Annotated in this window: 16 protein-coding genes and 2 tRNA genes; 8 read left to right on the top strand and 10 right to left on the bottom strand. The window is 39.7% G+C overall.

Annotated elements, in window-relative coordinates:
* Window positions 1-22 precede the first annotated feature (22 nt).
* Both tig and VQ643_RS09175 read right to left on the bottom strand, forming a co-directional pair.
* A complete protein-coding gene (tig, locus tag VQ643_RS09180; protein WP_414199439.1) occupies window positions 23-1354 on the bottom strand; it encodes a trigger factor in 1332 nt (443 codons plus the stop codon).
* A 110-nt stretch (window positions 1355-1464) separates the two neighbouring features.
* On the bottom strand, window positions 1465-3042 hold the full coding sequence (locus tag VQ643_RS09175) for a phospholipase D family protein (RefSeq protein WP_414199438.1): 1578 nt from the start codon (window positions 3040-3042) through the stop codon (window positions 1465-1467).
* A gap of 157 nt (window positions 3043-3199) precedes the next feature.
* Here VQ643_RS09175 and hemN point away from each other — a divergent pair, with 157 nt between their 5' ends.
* The 3 genes from hemN (at window position 3200) to VQ643_RS09160 (ending at window position 7137) form a co-directional block, all read left to right on the top strand.
* Window positions 3200-4588, top strand: coding sequence for an oxygen-independent coproporphyrinogen III oxidase (gene hemN, locus VQ643_RS09170; protein ID WP_414199437.1), 1389 nt, complete (start codon window positions 3200-3202; stop codon window positions 4586-4588).
* 76 nt (window positions 4589-4664) lie between these two features.
* Window positions 4665-5366 carry a Bax inhibitor-1/YccA family protein gene (locus tag VQ643_RS09165; protein ID WP_414199435.1) on the top strand — a complete coding sequence of 234 codons (702 nt, stop codon included), beginning with the start codon at window positions 4665-4667 and terminating at the stop codon, window positions 5364-5366.
* 205 nt (window positions 5367-5571) lie between these two features.
* Complete coding sequence (locus tag VQ643_RS09160; RefSeq protein WP_414199433.1) at window positions 5572-7137, top strand: ATP-binding cassette domain-containing protein; 1566 nt, start codon at window positions 5572-5574, stop codon at window positions 7135-7137.
* Here the strand turns inward: VQ643_RS09160 and VQ643_RS09155 are convergent.
* From VQ643_RS09155 to VQ643_RS09135, 5 genes are all read right to left on the bottom strand, one after another.
* Complete coding sequence (locus VQ643_RS09155; RefSeq protein WP_414199431.1) at window positions 7123-7683, bottom strand: hypothetical protein; 561 nt, start codon at window positions 7681-7683, stop codon at window positions 7123-7125. The two genes, VQ643_RS09160 and VQ643_RS09155, sit on opposite strands and share 15 nt — an antisense overlap.
* Before the next feature lie 8 nt (window positions 7684-7691).
* Window positions 7692-8459 carry a glucosamine-6-phosphate deaminase gene (gene nagB, locus VQ643_RS09150; RefSeq protein ID WP_414199429.1) on the bottom strand — a complete coding sequence of 256 codons (768 nt, stop codon included), beginning with the start codon at window positions 8457-8459 and terminating at the stop codon, window positions 7692-7694.
* A gap of 9 nt (window positions 8460-8468) precedes the next feature.
* Window positions 8469-8885 carry an NUDIX hydrolase gene (locus VQ643_RS09145; RefSeq protein WP_414199427.1) on the bottom strand — a complete coding sequence of 139 codons (417 nt, stop codon included), beginning with the start codon at window positions 8883-8885 and terminating at the stop codon, window positions 8469-8471.
* A gap of 5 nt (window positions 8886-8890) precedes the next feature.
* Window positions 8891-9451, bottom strand: a complete 561-nt coding sequence (locus VQ643_RS09140) for a TIGR00730 family Rossman fold protein (RefSeq protein ID WP_414199425.1) — start codon at window positions 9449-9451, stop codon at window positions 8891-8893.
* Between the two features lie 117 nt (window positions 9452-9568).
* Entirely contained in the window at window positions 9569-9883 is a 315-nt protein-coding gene (locus VQ643_RS09135) for a hypothetical protein (RefSeq protein ID WP_414199423.1), read from the bottom strand.
* Between the two features lie 198 nt (window positions 9884-10081).
* Here VQ643_RS09135 and VQ643_RS09130 point away from each other — a divergent pair.
* Window positions 10082-10168: transfer RNA gene (locus tag VQ643_RS09130), tRNA-Leu, on the top strand.
* Between the two features lie 88 nt (window positions 10169-10256).
* Window positions 10257-10343 (top strand) — tRNA-Leu (locus tag VQ643_RS09125).
* A gap of 55 nt (window positions 10344-10398) precedes the next feature.
* Here VQ643_RS09125 and VQ643_RS09120 read toward each other — a convergent pair.
* Window positions 10399-10878, bottom strand: a complete 480-nt coding sequence (locus VQ643_RS09120) for a bacteriohemerythrin (protein ID WP_414199421.1) — start codon at window positions 10876-10878, stop codon at window positions 10399-10401.
* 230 nt (window positions 10879-11108) lie between these two features.
* On the opposite strand from VQ643_RS09120, the gene VQ643_RS09115 reads away from it, so the two are divergent.
* The gene (locus tag VQ643_RS09115; protein WP_414199420.1) at window positions 11109-11327 is read left to right on the top strand and encodes a hypothetical protein; all 219 of its coding nucleotides are present in this window, start codon (window positions 11109-11111) and stop codon (window positions 11325-11327) included.
* Between the two features lie 156 nt (window positions 11328-11483).
* On the opposite strand, the gene VQ643_RS09110 is transcribed toward VQ643_RS09115, so the two are convergent.
* Window positions 11484-12614, bottom strand: coding sequence for an MFS transporter (locus tag VQ643_RS09110; protein ID WP_414199419.1), 1131 nt, complete (start codon window positions 12612-12614; stop codon window positions 11484-11486).
* A gap of 110 nt (window positions 12615-12724) precedes the next feature.
* Between VQ643_RS09110 and VQ643_RS09105 the strand changes: the two genes are divergently transcribed.
* Window positions 12725-13486, top strand: coding sequence for an AraC family transcriptional regulator (locus VQ643_RS09105; RefSeq protein ID WP_414199417.1), 762 nt, complete (start codon window positions 12725-12727; stop codon window positions 13484-13486).
* A 73-nt stretch (window positions 13487-13559) separates the two neighbouring features.
* Window positions 13560-13940, top strand: a complete 381-nt coding sequence (locus tag VQ643_RS09100) for a hypothetical protein (protein ID WP_414199415.1) — start codon at window positions 13560-13562, stop codon at window positions 13938-13940.
* A 64-nt stretch (window positions 13941-14004) separates the two neighbouring features.
* Here the strand turns inward: VQ643_RS09100 and VQ643_RS09095 are convergent, their stop codons facing one another.
* Window positions 14005-14424: a hypothetical protein gene (locus tag VQ643_RS09095; RefSeq protein WP_414199413.1), complete on the bottom strand. Its 420-nt coding sequence runs from the start codon at window positions 14422-14424 to the stop codon at window positions 14005-14007.
* Between the last annotated feature and the right edge of the window lie 163 nt (window positions 14425-14587).

Here is a 14587-nt window from a genome sequence, read left to right as displayed (position 1 = left end):
GGAAGCAGATCAAAAAAGAAGCTTACTCAGCAACTTCTTCACCTTCTTCTTTTGCTGCTGGAGCAGCTGGTTTTACTGCATCTTCATACGCAACTGTTTTATCAGTTACTTTAGCTTTACTTAATACAGTATCAACTACCATATCTTCAAGCACTACTGCGCGTACTTCTTCAAGCTGTTGTTCGTTTTTCAAGTACCAAGCCACCACTTGCTCTGGCTCTTGGTAAGCGCTTGCTAGCTCTTCAATCATGGCACGCACAGCATCATCAGCTGCTTTTAGCTCAAATTGTTTAATCACTTGCGCTACTAACAAGCCTAAGGCAACACGGCGTTGAGCTTGTTCTTCAAATAACTCAGCTGGTAATTGGTCGGCTTTGATATTACCGCCAAATTGCTGTGCTGCCTGCATGCGTAAACGATCAACTTCGTTAGCAATTAATGCTTTTGGCACCTCAATTTTGTTAGTTGCTAACAAGGCATCCATTACTTGGTTTTTTACTTTAGCCTTGATGGCTTGCTTAAGTTCGCGCTCCATGTTCTTACGCACTTCTGCGCGGAATCCTTCAGCACCACCTTCGTTAATGCCAAACAAAGCAAAGAATTCATCATCAAGTGCTGGTAATACAGGAGCCTCAACCGCCTTAACAGTTACGCTAAACTCAGCCTCTTTACCAGCAAGCTCAGCATTTTGGTAGTCTGCTGGGAAGGTTGGTGTAATAACTTTCTCTTCGCCTGCTTTAGCACCGACTAGTGCCTCTTCAAAGCCAGGAATCATACGTCCTGAACCTAAAACTAAAGGCACATCTTTGGCGCTACCGCCTGCAAATTCAACACCGTCAATCTTGCCAACAAAATCAATTTTCACTTGATCATCATTAGCCGCTGCACGATCTACTGCCTCAAAGCGTGTATTTTGTTTACGTAGATTGTCTAGCATAGTATCTAGATCGCTATCAGCTACTTCAGAAGCTAAGCGTTCAATCTCAATGCCTTCAAAGCTGTTTACTTCAAACTCAGGAAATACTTCGAAAGTAGCAACAAATTCTAAGCCTTTATCTTTAGCAAAAGCAGTTACTTCAATGGAAGGATTACCTACTGGATTAGCTTTTTGCTCAACCACAGCTTCATAAAAGCTAGCTTGAATTAAATCACCTAATACATCTTGACGCGCATCCGCTTCATAACGCTGACGCACAATATTCATTGGTACTTTACCAGGGCGAAAGCCAGGAACTTTGGCTTTACGCGCTGTTTGTTGTAGACGTTTAGTAACTTCGCTCTCAACACGCTCAGCTGGTACGCCAATAGTCATGCGGCGCTCGAGGTTAGAGGTATTTTCTACGGAAACTTGCATGTATTTTCCTCGTTGAACAGACATGGCCAGACATACCGACCCTAAATCTAAGGGCATGCATTCTAGTGATATCTAAAAAAAATATCCATCCATATACGCAATCTTATTGCTTAAAGTAGCCATTCAATTGGTAACCAGGATAAAAATCTTACTCCTACGCGACGCCAAATACTCGCATTAGGTTCTGAATAGTGAATAATGCGCTCACTTTCATTTTTTTCAACCCAACACAGTCGCCCGTTATCGCAAATTTCTACTTTATACGCAGCGTATGGTACATCTTCATCAAAGGTTTCGCGGATTTGCGCTGCCAATTCAGGACTATCAATCACAAAACCTAATTCCGTGTTCAAATTAGCAGATCGCGGGTCAAAATTAAATGAGCCAATAAAAACACGCTGTTGATCAACAGCAAAGGTTTTTGCATGCAAACTAGATCCTGAGCTTCCCATAATGCGAGAACTTTTACGCTTTTTGGGTGGCTGGTGCACGCGACGCATTTCATACAAAGTTACACCACTACGAATGAGCGCTTTACGCCGTTTAGCATAGCCTGCATGTACTGCTGCCACATCAGTAGCCGCTAATGAGTTTGTTAAAATCCGAACTTCGACGCCCTCTTGCACTATTCGCGCAAACGCATCTGTTCCGCTCTTAGTAGGAACAAAATACGGCGATATAAGCTCAACATCTGTTTGTGGTGCGCCTATAATATCGCGTAATTGTGAGGACAACAGCCCTTCTGCCTTAGCCTGCCCTAAGCCTTTACGAGGATCATCACTCACCATTTTAATTGGCGCCCAAAGCATTTCTAATTGACCGGCATTTAACTGCTGAACAAATTCTAGTTTTTGCAATGAAGCTATGTACTTCTTGGCTTCAGGTTTGCGGGTAATCTGTTGTGATTGTAATGCCAATTCTCGCAAGCGCTCAGTTGAAACAGCAGCAACTATAGTACTAATAGGATAAGTTGAGTCGCTACTCCAGTAACGATCAAAATCCTCTGAAACCTGCTCTACAATTGGACCAATAGTTAACACATCTAAATCTGCAAAACTCAAATCAGGCGAGGCGCCAAAATACTCATCACCAATATTGCGTCCACCAACAATAGTGGCATGATTATCAATAGTGAATGATTTATTATGCATGCGTCGATTGGCACGCGAGAAATCGCTTACATAGCCAATCAGCCGAGGTTTTCGCACCACAAAAGGATTAAATAAGCGCACTTCAATATTAGGATGCGCATCCAGCATAGAGAGCAACTCATCAAGACCGCCTGTATTATTATCATCCAACAACAAGCGTACTCTCACTCCTCGGTCGGCAGCTGAGTGCAATGCCTCAAATAGCATCACACCTGTCATGTCGTTGTTCCAAATATAATACTGCACATCAATGCTGCGTTCAGCAAAGCGCGTAAGCCAAATACGCGCAGCAAAGGCGTCTACAGACTCCTCTAGTGCATAAATCCCATTTTTTCCAGGGTGTGTTTCCAAAGCCGGCAAAACCGCTCTAGCAAAACTTGTATTGCGGGTTTCTTCCACACTAAAAGCACGGCTTACAGGACGATTGTCTAAGGAAGGTAAGCCAGAACAACCCAGCATTTGCACTAACCCCAAAGAGAAAACAATAAGGCGCACATAAGTAAATACCCTCATCGCTAACGAGACTCGCTTATACACAACAGAATACCCTAGTGTAATTGAGCCTAGATGGTTTGCCCAATAAATTGCTACAAATCAACGTCAGGTAGCGCTGTTCAATGTACGGATAAGATCTAAGGTAAACTCTATCATTATCAAAATTTACGTCTGCATTTAGTAAAGTAGAGAGTAAAAAATGCCTGTTATTCCTGCGTTTGACCGAGCTTTAGTCGAAAAATACGACCGTCCCGGACCACGTTACACATCCTACCCAACAGCACCGCAATTTCATACCGCGTTTGCCGTTACAAATTATGAACAAGCTATTGCGCGCAGTAATAGTGAACAGCCTGCCACACCACTGTCTATTTATATTCATATTCCTTTTTGCCAAAGTCTTTGTTACTACTGTGCTTGCAATAAAATTATTACGCACAAAACCGAGCGTGCAGCACAATATCTTGAATATTTAAAAAAAGAAATTGTTTTACAAGCGGCACTCTTTGATAAAAAGCGCGTAGTTACTCAGCTTCACTTAGGTGGAGGCACGCCTACCTACTTAACTAATGAGCAATTAAAAGCGCTAATGGAATCTTTGCAACAAGCATTCACCTTAGATAGCAGTGAAAAACGTCAGTTTTCTTTAGAAGTAGATCCCCGCACCATCACCCCAGTGCAACTTAAAGAGCTTTATGCCTTAGGTTTTAACCGTTTAAGTTTCGGCGTTCAAGACTTTGATGCTGATGTGCAGCAAGCGGTTAATCGTGTACAAAGCCAAGAACAAGTTGTTGCACTCATGCAGGCTGCTCGCGAAGTGGATTTCAAATCAATTAGTGTTGATTTAATTTACGGACTACCCTTACAAACAGTTACCAGCTTTGACGAAACCCTACGCAAAATTATTGCCTTAAAACCTGACCGAATTGCAGCTTACAGCTATGCGCACCTTCCTCAATTAGTTAAAGCGCAACGCATGATTAAACCTGAGGATATGCCGCCACCTGAGCGTAAGTTAGAGTTATTAGAGCTAACCATTCAGCGGTTATCTGAAGCGGGCTATATCTATATTGGCATGGACCACTTCGCGCATCCGGATGATGAATTAGCCATTGCACAACAAGAAGGCACCTTACAACGTAACTTCCAAGGCTACTCAACGCACGCTGATTGTGACTTGATAGGGCTTGGTGTTTCATCCATTGGTAAGGTTAATGATACCTATAACCAGAATGTCAAAGAATTATCACAATACTATGCTTTATTAGACGAAGAGAAGTTACCTCTTTTGCGCGGCTATCAACTCAATAATGACGATATTTTGCGCAGAGATGTGATTAGTTCTCTAATGTGTCATAACCATATTGATATTCCCGCTATTGAAGCCCGCTACAATATCGACTTTAATAGCTACTTTGCAGATGCCATTAGTGCATTGGCAGAACACGTAAGTGATAATTTGGTTGAAATTACACCACAACGTATTACGCTATTACCTAAAGGGAACTTGATGATGCGTACTGCTGCTATGGCATTCGATGCTTATTTAGGCAAAGATCAGCGCGGTAATTTCTCACGTACTGTTTAAGCGATGGCATTAAGCGTGACCTAATGGTGTGTATTAATGTCTAACAAACAAACTTAATTTATAAACGAGGATACACATGGATAGAAATCTAACGCTAGATAGCCATAGTGAAAACCAAGCCATACAAAGTTTTGTGACTAATGTCTTTGGCTGGATGACTATTGGCCTAATTGTTACTGCAGTAACCGCTTGGTACAGCCTAGATAGTGGCCTTAGCTATAGAATTGGTCAAAACTTTCCTCTTCTGATTGGCTTAGTTATTGCTGAAGTTGCTTTAGTCCTAGGTTTAGTACACTTTCTAAACCATCTTAATGCTGCTTTAGCTACAGGTGGCTTCCTACTTTATTCACTACTTACAGGATTAACACTTTCAGTTATTCTTCTTCAGTACACCTCAACCTCTGTTACTAACGTATTCATTACGACAGCAGTGATGTTTGGTGCTATGGCAGCTTATGGCTACACCACGAAGAAAGATTTAACAAGCTGGGGCAAATTACTCATCATGGGATTGATTGGTATTATTGTTGCCTCCTTGCTAAATATCTTCATTCTTAAAAGCTCAATGATGCATTTACTCATCTCTTATGTTGGTGTTGTGGTTTTTGTTGGCTTAACAGCTTACGATACACAAAAGATTAAAATGATGGGTGCAGAAATGTCTGCTAGCGACCCAGAAAACTATCGTAAAAGTGCCATCATGGGTGCTCTAGCCCTGTATTTAGACTTTATCAACCTATTTGTTATGCTATTACGCATTATGGGTGATCGTGATTGATTGCTGTTTAAGCAAGAAGTAAAAGCCAGCATTTTGCTGGCTTTTTTCATATATACAAACAATACACTAGACAAATAAAACCACTGAATTTATAGTTGATCTACCTATTTTTACTGGAGTCATTACTGTCATGAATTAAGCCCTTATTGCTTATCACTACGCCCTATTTCTGGCGTCGTATTTTTTATTGCATTAAGGTATGTTTATGACGATGACTTGCTGCCAAATTAGCCAGCTAACGGCTGGATTTGAATTCCCTATCCTCCAAAATCTAAACTTCTCGTTAACTAATCAACTTGCTGGCTTAGTGGCACCTAATGGCCAGGGCAAAAGCTTACTACTACGCACACTAGCCCAACAACTAGCTCCATTAGCTGGCAAGGTACAGTGGCAAATCACATTTACCTATGTTGCCCAGCAATCTTTCCCTACCGATACTCGCCTTGCTGACGCACTCGGTATTGCACCACTCTATGATGCTTTTATACGCATTAAGCAAGGCTCAACAGAAATTAGTGACTATAATTTAATCGAAGCCAACTGGCATCTGCCCAGCCTTTGGCAAAAACTACTCGATGAAGCGCAATTAAATGTAAATCTAGCTGATAGCTGGATGCAACTGAGCGGTGGCCAACAACAACGCCTGAAACTTCATTTCGCTTTTGCCCAAAGCTCAGATTTTCTGTTACTTGATGAACCTAGCAATCATCTTGACACCTCAACGCGTAACTGGCTTTTAGCTAAGCTGGAGCAACATGCAACTGGCGCCTTAATTGCCAGTCACGATAAAGCATTACTTGAAAGAATGCAGGCTATCTACCAGTTAAATAAATTGGGAATACAGTATTTCACAGGTAATTTTTCTGCCTATACTTTGCAGCAACAACGCTATGAGAACGGCCTAACTCAACAAGCTGAGCAACTAAAAAAACAACTCAAACAAGAAAAAGCACAGCAACAAGCTCGCTTAGAAAAGCAACAGCGTCGTCAGCACGAAGGACAAAGGCTTCGCAAAACAGGCTCTCAGTGCAAACTATTTCTTGATCGCGCCAAAGACAGTGCTGAGCAATCAATAGGCCAAGTGCAGCAAGCACATGAACAGCGCAGTCAGCAATTAAAGGAGCAACTCAAGGAAAAACAACAACAGCTAATTTATAAAAGCACACAGTCATTTTCAATAGATCATAAAGCTAACCAAAACGGCTTAGCTATTTCTATACAGCAACTTTGTATGCCTTTTACTCATAAAGTGGTTAGCTGCCATATACAGCATGGCGAACACTGGCATATTGAAGGCTGCAATGGTTCAGGCAAGTCAACACTATTAAAGTTAATTGCTCAACAGCTCACGGCCAGTACTGGGAATATCATTGTATTAGGCAAATGTGTTTATTTAGATCAACACTTTTCTATGCTTAACAAAACACAGTCAGCTTATGCTTATTTACGCGAAATAAATCCTGAAATATCGGAAAGTCAATGGCGAACATTACTAGCAGGTTTTCACTTAACTGGCGATAAAGCATTGCAGCCTATCGCGCAATTAAGTGGCGGCCAGCAACTAAAAGTAGCCTTACTAGCTATCGCTCATCAGCCACAGCAACCTATTATTCTGCTGCTGGATGAACCTGAGAATCATCTTGATTTAGAAGCAAAACAATTACTTGCCAATACGCTTGCAAATTTCCAAGGCACTTACTTATTGGTGTCACATGATACTGAATTTGTAAAGCAAGCTGCTATTGATCAGCAATTATCACTCGACAACTGAATACACCTGCCAAGCCTGAGCAGGAACATTCAAATAATGCGCAATAGCTTGCGCTTGCACTTGATACAAATACTGACAACCTGCTGCTTGGAAAAAACTCATAAAATCAGGCGCTAACATAAGCGCCTTAGATAATCCAAGCTCACTATCTAAAGCATAAATAGCCTCTGTAGTGCAATTAATTAAAACAGCATAAGGGTCAGATAAGGCAATTACTAACCATTCTGCAGGACGTTCAACAGTATCCCACCAGCAACCACCAAAGGCATCTACTGTATTAATGGCTAACAGATAGGACCAATAGCTTTTCTCTTTTTGGTAACCAAAACAAAAGGGACCTAAGCTAAAATCAGCAAGATCATAGTCATCTGCAAACTGCTGAAAATCCTTGGGTAAGGTTACAGCTAATTGTTTTAAGACTTGCTGCTTTATTGCTGAATCATCCCAAGACTTCTCTACCAAATAATAGGCAGAGAACGCCTCCCCCAAGGGCATAAACCTTGCGCGCAAATCAGCTCGTATTTGTGCAATACTATGTGAGTGCATGGCCAATACTATAACATCTGAGCATTCACCCGAGCGTGTTGCTGAGCTGTTTCTGGTAATAGGCTAGCAGCAGCTGAATCTAAAACAATAATTGCGTTAGGATGATTTTTAATCGCCGACGCCGGAATACGCTCAGTAGGTTCATTGGCGTAAATAGCCTGCACAATTTCTGCTTTATGTGCTCCTGTTGCAACAAAAAGAATCTCTTTCGCTTGCAAAATATCGTGCATCCCCATGGTAATGGCATGCGTTGGTACTTCATCTAGCTGAGTAAAAAAGCGGGCATTATCTATACGCGTTTGCACGGATAACTCAACAACATGCGTTGGTGCATTAAATGCTGTATTAGGCTCATTAAAACCAATATGGCCATTGCCGCCAACACCTAATAACTGCAGGTCTAAACCACCAGCCTCTAAAATAGCTTGAGAATAATTTTTACTCTCAGTATTTAAGTCAGCAGCTACTCCATTAGGCAGATGGACTTGAGCATCATCAATTGCAATGTGATCAAATAAATGATGATGCATATAGTAATTATAACTTTGCTCATGTGATGGCGGCAAACCAACATATTCATCTAGATTAAAGGTTATTAACTGCGATAAGTTGCTATTGTTTGCCTTTAATAACGCAATAAGTTCTTGATAAACAGGCTCCATAGTACCGCCGGTAGCCAACCCTAACACGGATGTAGGTTTTTCAACTATTTTGTTAAAAATACGCTGCGCTGTAAAACGGGAAACCTGCTCTACTGAATCAAAAATCAAATACATAAACGTGTCTCAAAATCCATCTTTAATGGTCAATAATTGTTTGGCAATAGGCAGTACAAATTGTTGTGTAAGCGCTGCTAATGGCACAGTCTGTGTTTGTTCAAGACCAAACCAAGTGGCTTGAGCAATTTCTTGAGAGGCACGCACCTCTCCATCATAAAAACAAAGGTAAATATCTGCTTCTACTGTATGATTTTCTTCGTTGGCCGCTGGCGCAGAAAACTGACCAATAAACTCAAGCTGACTTGGCTCTAACTGAATATTTAACTCTTCATGAAGCTCACGCAATAATGCCTGCTTCGGCTGCTCATTAGGCTCTAGTTTTCCACCTGCCTGCATAAAAAATATGGTATTTTTTTTACGCACCAGCAATACTTGTCGCTGACTATTGAGCAATAATGCTGCGGCTATTTTTATGCGATTCACCCTAGTCACCATTTAGGCTGTGGCACTTGATACGTTTCAAAAGCCTGCCAAATCTTATGAATATCATTACTAAATATAACCATCTCAGCATGCGCTGGCTTTAAAAAACCAGAACATTTCATCTGCTGTACAAATTCAGCTAAAGGCTGGTAATAGTTCGCAACATTAAGAAAGGCACAAGGTTTCTGGTGATAGCCCAACTGTCCCCACGTCCATTGCTCAAATAACTCTTCTAAGGTTCCTGGCCCACCAGGTAACGCAATAAAAGCATCTGCCAAATCCGCCATTTTTTGTTTGCGCTCATGCATATTGGTAACTACGTGTAATTGCGTTAGGTTTTGATGCCCTAACTCGCCATCCAAGAGGGCTTTAGGGATAACCCCCACAACCTGGCCACCTGCTTGCAAAGCCGCATCAGCAACAACCCCCATCAGCCCAACACTACCGCCACCATAAATCAGTGTTAGCTTTTTTTGTGCTAGAAACTGCCCAACTTCTTTTGCTTTTTCAGCAAAAATAGGCTCAACACCAGTATTTGAGCCGCAAAAAATAGCCACACTTCTCATCTAGGCACATCTCTTAATTTAAAGGCGCACAATTTAGCAGCATTAGAGTTGTAACAAAATGAAAAACTAGGCAGTTTTTTTATATGACACCATCACACTTAATAGAAAATAATAATGTTACGCATTGTAGATACGATTACAGGCAGCACAACGCTTTTTATTGCCGGGTATAGGCAGTAGCTGCCCATGGCAAACTTTACAAAAATGCGTCTGTAGAACAACAGAGTTTTTTATTTTCTTACCTTTGAAATACCTATAGCCCAATAAAAACACTAAAAAAACCAAAGCAAGGCAAGCAGCAACTAATGAAAAACGACTAATAAGCTCCACCAAAAAATGGCTATCTGGAGTAATTTTGTCCTTAGTATAAGACCACGTAAATATAGCTAAACTCAAAATGGCTAAAACATAGCGCTCAAGTAATGTAAGCATTGTTTTACACACCTATAATTTGCTTTTCGCTACTTTACTGCAAAACCCATCAAGTTGCTTCAAACAGAATGCATGTTATTGAATTGCATGGTTTTTCATGTTTTTTTTAAAATGTGCTTTTTTTTCAAAAAAAGCTTGCACTCGTGATAGGTAATCTATATAGTTCGTTCCCGTTCAAGCAGCAATGCTGATTGAGCCGCCCGGGTGGCGAAATAGGTAGACGCAAGGGACTTAAAATCCCTCGGTAGCAATACCGTGCCGGTTCGATTCCGGCCCCGGGCACCATCGAATTCTAAAGCCTTCTTCTTGAAGGCTTTTTTATTAAGCCATATTCTGCTGTAATTATTTTTGCATTTTAAATGACAAATGCACTGCCCGGGTGGCGAAATAGGTAGACGCAAGGGACTTAAAATCCCTCGGTAGCAATACCGTGCCGGTTCGATTCCGGCCCCGGGCACCATCCTTTTACCCCCTCAAAAGTATAAAAATGAGTACCTTACCAGCCACTCAAGAGGCTACTTTTGCGTTTTTAATTTCGGCGTTATTGAGCGCACCTTATCCATCACCTTATCTAGCATTCCGCGCCGCAATGACTTAACTACTATCTGTGCATAATGCTGATCTTCTTTACGTATATGCTCTAACGCCCAATTTCCTACATCAGTTCTTAAAGAGCGCGCCAAACGTAATGCATCCTCGCCCTGCTCCAACCTAACAAAATAATGATCAAGCTGCTGACGAAAAGTCTCATGACTATCTTGATGCTTTGCCCAAAAAGGGTAGCCACTACGACGCAATAAATCATCTTCATACAGATGCACATTTGTTGCGTACTGAATAACACCCTGTAGAATAATTTCGAAATCTGCGTCTCTTTTGTCAGCAATCAAATGCCCCAACTCATGAAAAAACTCGAACAGCAACTGATGTTGCCTATCGATTAAGTCTATGCCCGTTGCAAAACTACTTGACCACTCTAAATTTATATTACTCACCAGAGCCTGCCTCCCCTAAAAAAAGACAATGGTTTCCATATAAATATATATTTAATTTATTACATATTAATGACTAAAGAGTCCCAAAGCCCTACATAACTTGAGATAATTTTTACGGGAAAATTTCACATTTTTGTGCTTTCATTGAAAAGTTACATGAACACAGCAACGACTTGCAAAATAAACTGTATTGATATACAGTTTATTTTGCAATTTTAAAAGGATAAGCCATGAATATCCCCCATGATACAGAAGACCTAGATGTTGCCATTGCTTTTCTACAACGCCGGATCAGGGAAAACAATAGTAGCCAACAACTGGTTGAGCAAACTGCCAAACACCTAAATGATATGTTATCAATTAATAAACCTAAAGCCCAAACCCTAGCTTGGCAAGCTTTACATATAGTAGAGTCTGAACATCAACAGATAACGCCTAGTGTAATCTAGTGTAGAACACGCGTAACCAAATGCCAGCTATTTTCTTTTGATACCACACTTCAAAGCCTTCTTCTACTTCATAAATTACTTAGTATAAGCTTGTCACGGAAGACATTAAATTTTAATCTTAAGAACCACAAGCAACCTTTTTTATTTATAGTTAAATTAATTATTTTTACTTCTTAATACTACTAATGCAATACATGCCAATAGCCCACAAGTAAAAATAACCATAGCTATATTTTGTAATGCGCCTGCTACTAACAAACCTAAACTAATAAGTAAGTAATAGCACAGCCCTAGCAAGGCTCCTGCACGTCCTAATGCAGCATGGTAGTCTTTTAAAGCATCGCTCAGTATAGCTGGAATTGCTAGACCATATGCACAAAAGGTTAAAAATACACCAATTAAAAAAATGAAGTTCTGACTAAATAACCAACAAAAAACACCACTGAGCAGTAAAATAACACTGCCTAATTTAACTATTGACACAGACAACCAGTTTTTAGTTAATAGTTTTTTATTTAGTAACGAACCTATTACTATTCCTAAGCTTAAAATCAAACCAGAACAAGTAAATTCTTTCTCTGTCACTCCTAACTTAATAAATATAAATGGACCTAATTGATAATAAGAAAACAAACTTATATTAAACACTGTAATAAGTAATATACTTCTCCAAATTTGTTTATCATGCAGCATTTTCTTTAATAATGTAAAAAAGCTGATCTTCATTGCTGGTATTTGATAGGTTTCAGGTAGTTTCCAAACACACCATAAGACCAAGCCTACAGATAAAACAAATAAGCCAAATAAAACACCTCGATAATCAAAGAAATATAATAACCCTCCTGCAATGGCTAACCCCAAAGCTGGGCTAACCCCCAAGGCAATACCCACCCGAGAAAAGACTTGGGTTAATGCTGCCCCTTGTAAGACATCACGCATAACTGTTTGTGTACCAATGGATGCAACCGCTGCCGCAAAAGCCGTAATCAAACGGCAAATAAGAAAAAGATCAAAGCTGGATGCCCATAAACTCAACAGTGCACCTAATGCATATACACTAAGTCCTAACATCAGGCTTTTTCTTCTACCTATAACGTCACAGGCTACACCCCAAACAACAACACCTATAGCAAAAGCCGTAAAATACAGTGAAATAGTTAAACTGGTTGTTTCAGCAGTAACGCCAAAAATAGTCGACAGCTCAGGTAATATTGGACTGTAAATGGTTTCAGCAATCTGTGGAAACATCATTAGGCTAACAATTAGCCATTGATTAATAGTTTTCATATAACCTCCTAAAGAGAAGGCAAGATTACTTAATGTAGAAAAAGATTATTTTATAAATTATGACTACTTTATTATAAAATAAGACAAAATTTAGCTGATCGAGGATTTATATGTGGATTGAGCCTACCGCCCATTTTATGCCTGAAAACTATAACAGCCCCATTATAGGTATCGCATCACAGCTAAAAAACCATAATTCAGGCATACACCAGCATGACCTTGGGCAATTACTTTTCTCAGGTAAAGGTAGTATTAAACTCTGTTTAGAGCAGGCTATTTACGTACTACCCCCAGCCCGACTTGCGTGGATACCAGCTGGGGTTAGTCACCAAGCCATCATGCATGATGTTGTTAACTATCGCTCTATTTATCTTGATCGACAGATAAGCCTTCAATTACCTGACCAACTTTGTGTATTTTCCTGTACAGCTGTCCTCAGCGCCTTGTTAGAACGCATTGCGTTTCTCCCCTTTTCTACTGATTGGGATGCTGGCGTATATCCTCATTTACTCGCGGTTTTTTTATATGAACTAAAGCATGCCCCACACGAAAATTTTCGCCTCGCCTTACCTTCTGATAAACGCCTTGCGCATATCGACTGGAATAGATTACCGCCAACACTTCAAGTACTCGCAAAAGACTCAGCTGCTAGTGAGCGAACTTTATCGCGTATTTTTATCAAAGAAACAGGTTTAAACTATCAACGATGGCGCCAGCAATGGCGCTTATTAAAAGCGATAGAACTGTTAACTTACAATACTAGCTTACTAGATATAGCTTTAGAACTGGGTTTTAGTAATGACAGTGCCTTTTCTACTTTTTTTAAATCCATGACAGGCAAAGCACCACGGCAATATATTGAAACAAGTTAAATTAGAGTCTTCTATAATATCGATAATAAATAAATAAAAATTCGGTTATACTTTTTATTTAACGGATTTTCATATGCCCCAAACCGCTCGCGAGCTTGCTTTTGAATTATTAAACTGGAACCGTCGTTATCTGCTTGCTGACAGCAAATTAACAACAGATATCATCCGACAACGCTTTGCTGATATTTTTACTGTCCGGGCTAATGGACGTGAATATCCTGCTAATCCAGAAAACTATTTAACCTTTTTAGACGGTTTTAAAAAAGATATTGCTGCTATTAATTACCAGATAACACAAACTGTTGAACAATCAAATACTGTTGTACTTTGCATGAAAGCCATGGTTAATCGGATCTCTGGCAATACTGATGAGTTTGAGGCCATGTTGCTTCTAGAATTTGACAATCAGGGTAAAGTAACGCTTTGGCATGAAGTCTACTTACCAAGAAATTAATCTAGTCAGTAAGCTTTATTAATTAACAAAAATAAAGCTTACTACTTAATATTTAGTACAATTTCTATTTTTTATCATTATCTAAACTAAATGAATATTTTACCCCAAGTAGAGCTCCTAACGCCGAAAAAATAAAACTTAAAATTAGTATTAGCTTGAAATTAAATTCAAGGTTTTCACTCTCTTTTGCTGCTAACTCTAACCATCCAATATATGTTAGACAAGCAATGCCTATAACGATTAAAACAGTTAAAACCATAGCGACCAAACCGCGTTTGCTAGGTGCAGCAGCGGCTGCAAAAACAATACAATAGTAATAAGGTATAAATACTACAACAGCGCCTACATAGTTCGCTATTACTGGCTCATGTTTAAATAACACCGTCATAAAGGTGCCTAAAATAAAAATTTTGACAAAAAGAAATACCAAAATTTCAACCGGAAAAACACTTAACCAGCGCACAACTTTCGGCCAATTTTTCATAAAAATTAAGCCATGTTGTTTATTAATCCAAGGCTTTTTCTCCCTAACTCTTTTTAATTTTATATCCTTATATAATTGTATTTACTGCACAAACATTATAATCAAAAAATATATTGGCACAAGAGTAACAGGTCACAAATCTTAAATATATTGCTAGAAATAT

Source organism: Pseudomonas sp. F1_0610 (genome assembly GCF_047470865.1).
Taxonomy (GTDB): Bacteria; Pseudomonadota; Gammaproteobacteria; order Pseudomonadales; family Pseudomonadaceae; genus JAZDRH01.
Note: the sequence above shows the minus strand (reverse complement) of the source record. Positions and strands in the feature narration are given on the sequence as shown.

What these genes read in the sequence shown, in the direction of transcription:
- VQ643_RS09110 (WP_414199419.1), bottom strand. Translation starts at nt 12,614, where the DNA reads ATGAAAACTATTAATCAATGGCTAATTGTTAGCCTAATGATGTTTCCA.
- VQ643_RS09160 (WP_414199433.1), top strand. Translation starts at nt 5,572, where the DNA reads ATGACGATGACTTGCTGCCAAATTAGCCAGCTAACGGCTGGATTTGAA.
- VQ643_RS09095 (WP_414199413.1), bottom strand. Translation starts at nt 14,424, where the DNA reads ATGAAAAATTGGCCGAAAGTTGTGCGCTGGTTAAGTGTTTTTCCGGTT.
- VQ643_RS09140 (WP_414199425.1), bottom strand. Translation starts at nt 9,451, where the DNA reads ATGAGAAGTGTGGCTATTTTTTGCGGCTCAAATACTGGTGTTGAGCCT.
- VQ643_RS09105 (WP_414199417.1), top strand. Translation starts at nt 12,725, where the DNA reads ATGTGGATTGAGCCTACCGCCCATTTTATGCCTGAAAACTATAACAGC.
- VQ643_RS09115 (WP_414199420.1), top strand. Translation starts at nt 11,109, where the DNA reads ATGAATATCCCCCATGATACAGAAGACCTAGATGTTGCCATTGCTTTT.
- VQ643_RS09100 (WP_414199415.1), top strand. Translation starts at nt 13,560, where the DNA reads ATGCCCCAAACCGCTCGCGAGCTTGCTTTTGAATTATTAAACTGGAAC.
- VQ643_RS09155 (WP_414199431.1), bottom strand. Translation starts at nt 7,683, where the DNA reads ATGCACTCACATAGTATTGCACAAATACGAGCTGATTTGCGCGCAAGG.
- nagB (WP_414199429.1), bottom strand. Translation starts at nt 8,459, where the DNA reads ATGTATTTGATTTTTGATTCAGTAGAGCAGGTTTCCCGTTTTACAGCG.
- hemN (WP_414199437.1), top strand. Translation starts at nt 3,200, where the DNA reads ATGCCTGTTATTCCTGCGTTTGACCGAGCTTTAGTCGAAAAATACGAC.
- VQ643_RS09165 (WP_414199435.1), top strand. Translation starts at nt 4,665, where the DNA reads ATGGATAGAAATCTAACGCTAGATAGCCATAGTGAAAACCAAGCCATA.
- tig (WP_414199439.1), bottom strand. Translation starts at nt 1,354, where the DNA reads ATGCAAGTTTCCGTAGAAAATACCTCTAACCTCGAGCGCCGCATGACT.
- VQ643_RS09135 (WP_414199423.1), bottom strand. Translation starts at nt 9,883, where the DNA reads ATGCTTACATTACTTGAGCGCTATGTTTTAGCCATTTTGAGTTTAGCT.